We start from the raw sequence: 4,398 nt of genomic DNA, 5'->3' as shown, positions 1-4,398 counted from the left end.
TGCAGCTGTTCATGTGAGTATTGTTAATTGGTGTAAAGAACCAACTAAACAGAAGTTTTTAGATAGCGTAGAAGTTGAATTAATTACAACATCGTTAAAAAGTGAACCATCAGTCACTGACGCTAAAGTATTAAAGGCTAACAAAAACTTTTCTTTTCAAGCTTGCGAATTATCCGGTAAAGGCTTTATAGTCTCTGAAGAGGAAGCGCAAGCATGGATTATTCAAGATCCTAAAAATCGAGTAGTGCTTAAACCCATGGTGGATGGTAAGACTTTAATCAATCCCTATAAAAAGTTAGATTGGGTGATTGACTTTAATGATATGTCCATTGAACAAGCATCAGAGTATAAGTTACCTTTTGAAAGAGTTAAAGATAAAGTCAAGCCAGAAAGAGATAAAAATCGTCGTGATTCAAGAAGAATTAACTGGTGGAAATTTGGTGAGAAAAGACCAGCCATGAGGGAGGCTTTAAAAAATCTTAAACTTTATTTTGCCATACCAAAGATTTCTAAATGGATAGTTTTCACCCCTGTAGATATATCGATTTTACCCTGTGAAGCTAATATGGTAATTGCATCAGAAGACTTTTACATATTAGGTATTCTCACATCTAAAATACATCGCCAGTGGGTAAAAGCCCAAAGTTCAACTTTAAAGGGAGATACTCGCTACACTAATACCACCTGCTTTGAAACCTTTCCCTTTCCCCAGACAGCAGCAGGGGAGATAGTCAAAAAAATCCGAGCCAAAACCGTAGAACTCCACGAATATCGGACTCAAGAAATGGATTCCAAACGGTGGGGAATCACCACATTATATAATAAATTCTACAACGAACCCAGCAGCCAACTATATAAACTCCATGAACAACTAGATAAACTAGTGATGGAAGCCTATAAATTTAAACCTGAAGATGACATTTTAGAGCAACTCTTAAAATTAAACCAACAGCTAGGAGACAAAGAAAGCCAGAATCAACAGGTAATCGGACCAGAAGCAGTTAATTAAAATATTGTCAACAAACACCACATCTTTACCCCACCCTAACCCTCCCCTTGTAAGAGGAGGGGACTGGATTTAAGGAATTAAATGGGGTGATAAATAGGTGAATATGTGGTGAAAATTACGGCTGAAAACTTATCAAACAACCTCTAAATTATCCATAACTCAAACTTAACCACTACTAACAAACCAATTCTCAAGTGTTAAATCCTTAAAAGACTGAAAATCCGAAACATTATTAGTTACCAAAATTAAATTATTACTGTAAGCAATACTCGCAATTTGACCATCAACAAAAGCCGGGGTTTTGCCAATCTTAGATAGTCTAGCCCTTTCTTGGGAGTGCCACTGTGCAGCTTTTAAATCATAATTTAGAATTGTCATTTTTAAAGGTATTTGATTAATATATTCCAGCAATAATCGACGTTTTTGTGATTGCACCAAACGTAAACAACCAAATAAAAGTTCGTGCATTACAACCGAAGCAGTCGCAATCTCTAATTGATGATCAGTCAGTTTTTTAACTACATTAACATTAGGAGTTTGACGAGTGGCTTCTGAAATAATATTTGTATCCAATAAATACTTGATAGTCAAAATTCAACATCCCTACCGACAGAGAGATCGCGCAAATCCGCAAAATCTGCATCATCAAAAGTAATATTCTCCTGCTGCATCCTTTCTCTAAATTGTAAAGTCATATCCCAAAAACCCTCACCCCCTGTTGGTACATCCTCTTTTTCTGCTACATCCTCCAGGATAGATGTGATTTCTTCTTCCAAAGTCCGTTGATGACTCTGGGCCAGACGTTTGAGTTTTTCTATAACAATGGGATTAAGCCGTTTCAAGATAACTTGAGTCATATTTATTCATCTCCTTATAAACTAGAAAAACAGAATCAACAGGTAATCAGATCCCACCCAACAAAATAAAACATCTTCCCAAAAAACACCTTTGCGAACCTTTGCGTTTAAACACCGTACAGGCGATCGCCCCAAAGATTCTCCCAGATACCCGACTTCTAGATAAATTATGGTAGGGTATCTTTAATTATGTGAGAAGTCTGGGAGCTAGTAATTAGACCCACCCAACTAATTAAAATATATTGTCAACAAACACCACATCTTTACCGCACCCTAACCCTCCCCTTGTCAGGAGAGAATTAGGGAGGGGTCAAACAATTTCTAGAATTTATCCAATTTACAAAACTTCCCTACCCAAATACACCTGTAAAGCTTCGGGTATTTTAACTGTACCATCAGGCTGCTGGTAATTTTCTAAAATTGCTGCCATAGTTCTGCCCACAGCCAAACCGGAACCGTTCAAAGTATGAACATACTGGGTTCCTTTTTTCCCGGATTCCTTAAAGCGAATATCTGCTCTGCGGGCTTGGAAATCTACACAATTAGAGCAACTAGAAATTTCTCGATACTTACCAGAAGATGGTAACCATACTTCTAAATCATAGGTTTTTGTAGAACCAAAACCCAAATCACCTGTACAAAGATTAATCACCCGGTAAGGCAATTTCAAAGCCTGTAAAATTGCCTCTGCATTCTCAATCAATTTTTCTAATTCATCAAAAGATGAACTAGGATGAACAACCTTGACCAACTCAACTTTATTGAATTGATGCAGACGAATTAACCCCCGCATATCCCGCCCATAGCTTCCCGCTTCCCGACGGAAACAGGGAGTATAAGCACAATGATAAATAGGTAAATCTTCCGCTGCTAGAATTTCTCCGCGGTAAAGATTAGTAACGGGAACTTCCGCTGTGGGTATTAACCATAATTCATCATCGGCACATTTAAAGCTTTCTTCAGCAAACTTTGGTAACTGACCCGTCCCGGTTAAAGCGTCAGTATTCACTAACAAGGGTGGACTAACTTCTATATAACCCGCTGCGGTTTGCATTTTCAGCATAAACTGAATTAATGCCCTTTCCAAGGCAGCACCCGCACCGACTAAGGTAACAAACCGGCTTTGAGCAACTTTCACAGCGCGCTCAAAGTTGAGAATACCTAATTTTTCGCCGATTTCCCAATGAGGGAGAATATTCGGGTTTTGGGGTAGATATTCATCACCCCAGCGCCGCACTTCAATGTTTTCTTCTTCACTCTTACCAATGGGTGTAGAATCGCTGGGTAAGTTGGGAAGTGCTAGGAGGAGTTGGTCAATTTCGAGTTTTAAAGCTCTCTCTTGGGGTTCGAGTTCACCTAATTGAACTTTGAGGGCGTTACCTTCATCCCGCAAGGCTTGAATTTCTGGAGATTGAGGATTTACACCAGATTTAATTTTTTGCCCTACCAGTTTACCAATTTCATTACTGCGAGCCTGAAGTTGACTACGTTTACCTTCTAGTTCTCGCTGTTGCTTGTCTAACTGTAATATGGGTTCGATATCGTATTTACCACTACGACTATTCAAGCGTTGTTGAATTAATTGGGGATTTTCCCGTATTTGCTTAATATCCAGCACAGATTTTTCTCGGTTGCCTAGGGACTTATTGCCAAAACATCAGCATATACTGATTTTGGCTTGCTAGGACAGGAATTGCCAAGACAAAATCCCCCTGGTTATTTTAGCCTCAGCTGCGGGTAATGCGATTCAGTAACCATATTGATACTGCTAGCCCGGCGAAGTGGGCGGAAACGGTGTTAATATTTGCCTGGACTACCAGCATATCTAGACCGCTAATAATTCGCGTGGGGTCAAATAGTTGAGTAGTTGCAGCTTGGGGGGATATGGATCTGGCTACCAATGTCCCGACAATGGCTTGGGAGCCTAACAATGTGACTAGCATTCCCACTAAATTAATCCATAGTCCCAAGCGTAATACTTCTAGGGTCTCACTTTTGCGCGGGCGGTTTTTGGGGTTGGGGGATTGCAATTGATTACCAATTATGGTATAGCGATAAGCTAAGTAAATACCACCACCTAAAATCAGAATTCCGCAAACTGCTAAGAATACACCAAATCCTGTACCGGGGTTATTATTGGCGCTATTGGGCCGCTGACTAAAGATGGCAAACAGCAGGACAATAATGGCAGAAACAACACCTAGGACTAATTGCACCCAGAAGCTAATCCAACCTGTCAGCCGGAAGTTTTTAGCAATAGCCTGGACGGTAGACGAGGATGATGGGGTGTCAAGGTTTTGTGACATATTGGTACTAATCTCGGTGAAAAATTGTTAAATTTAATTAAAGTCAGTGAAAGGGTTACCCCTCCCACAAGGGTAGGTATTTTACATTGTCGTGAGGGCAAGACTTGGTGGACAAGGTGGACAAGGTGACAAGGGAGGAAAACAGTACAAAGTCTGTATTCTTAGTCACAAAAATAGTCCGTCAAAAAACCATTGTCCGTATAAAATCTTCCTTGTCCATCCCTTC

At 39.9% G+C, this 4,398-nt stretch carries 5 protein-coding genes; 1 reads left to right on the top strand and 4 read right to left on the bottom strand.

Annotation, left to right across the window (positions count from 1 at the left end; genetic code table 11):
• Positions 1-1,009 (top strand): type IIL restriction-modification enzyme MmeI (locus tag PN447_RS15615; RefSeq protein ID WP_334311109.1); only part of this gene is annotated, 1,009 nt, incomplete at its 5' end.
• A 165-nt stretch (positions 1,010-1,174) separates the two neighbouring features.
• On the opposite strand, the gene PN447_RS15610 is transcribed toward PN447_RS15615, so the two are convergent.
• The 4 genes from PN447_RS15610 to PN447_RS15595 all read right to left on the bottom strand — a co-directional run bounded on the left by PN447_RS15610 (position 1,175) and on the right by PN447_RS15595 (position 4,172).
• Positions 1,175-1,600 carry a type II toxin-antitoxin system VapC family toxin gene (locus tag PN447_RS15610; protein ID WP_271763944.1) on the bottom strand — a complete coding sequence of 142 codons (426 nt, stop codon included), beginning with the start codon at positions 1,598-1,600 and terminating at the stop codon, positions 1,175-1,177.
• Complete coding sequence (locus tag PN447_RS15605) at positions 1,597-1,866, bottom strand: hypothetical protein (protein WP_271763942.1); 270 nt, start codon at positions 1,864-1,866, stop codon at positions 1,597-1,599. Before PN447_RS15605 ends, PN447_RS15610 begins: the two co-directional genes overlap by 4 nt.
• Before the next feature lie 337 nt (positions 1,867-2,203).
• Positions 2,204-3,484: a serine--tRNA ligase gene (serS, locus tag PN447_RS15600; protein WP_271763941.1), complete on the bottom strand. Its 1,281-nt coding sequence runs from the start codon at positions 3,482-3,484 to the stop codon at positions 2,204-2,206.
• Positions 3,485-3,593: 109 nt separating this feature from the next.
• Positions 3,594-4,172 carry a DUF3611 family protein gene (locus PN447_RS15595; RefSeq protein WP_271763940.1) on the bottom strand — a complete coding sequence of 193 codons (579 nt, stop codon included), beginning with the start codon at positions 4,170-4,172 and terminating at the stop codon, positions 3,594-3,596.
• Positions 4,173-4,398: the final 226 nt, after the last annotated feature.

The organism is Anabaena sp. CS-542/02, assembly GCF_028331085.1.
In the GTDB taxonomy this organism is placed as follows: domain Bacteria; phylum Cyanobacteriota; class Cyanobacteriia; order Cyanobacteriales; family Nostocaceae; genus Anabaenopsis; species Anabaenopsis arnoldii.
The sequence above is the reverse complement of the archived record's forward strand: the minus strand, read 5'-3'. Positions and strand labels throughout refer to the sequence as shown.

Excerpts from the sequence above, each read along its gene's own strand:
- PN447_RS15605 (WP_271763942.1), bottom strand. The coding sequence starts at position 1,866 with ATGACTCAAGTTATCTTGAAACGGCTTAATCCCATTGTTATAGAAAAA.
- PN447_RS15595 (WP_271763940.1), bottom strand. The coding sequence starts at position 4,172 with ATGTCACAAAACCTTGACACCCCATCATCCTCGTCTACCGTCCAGGCT.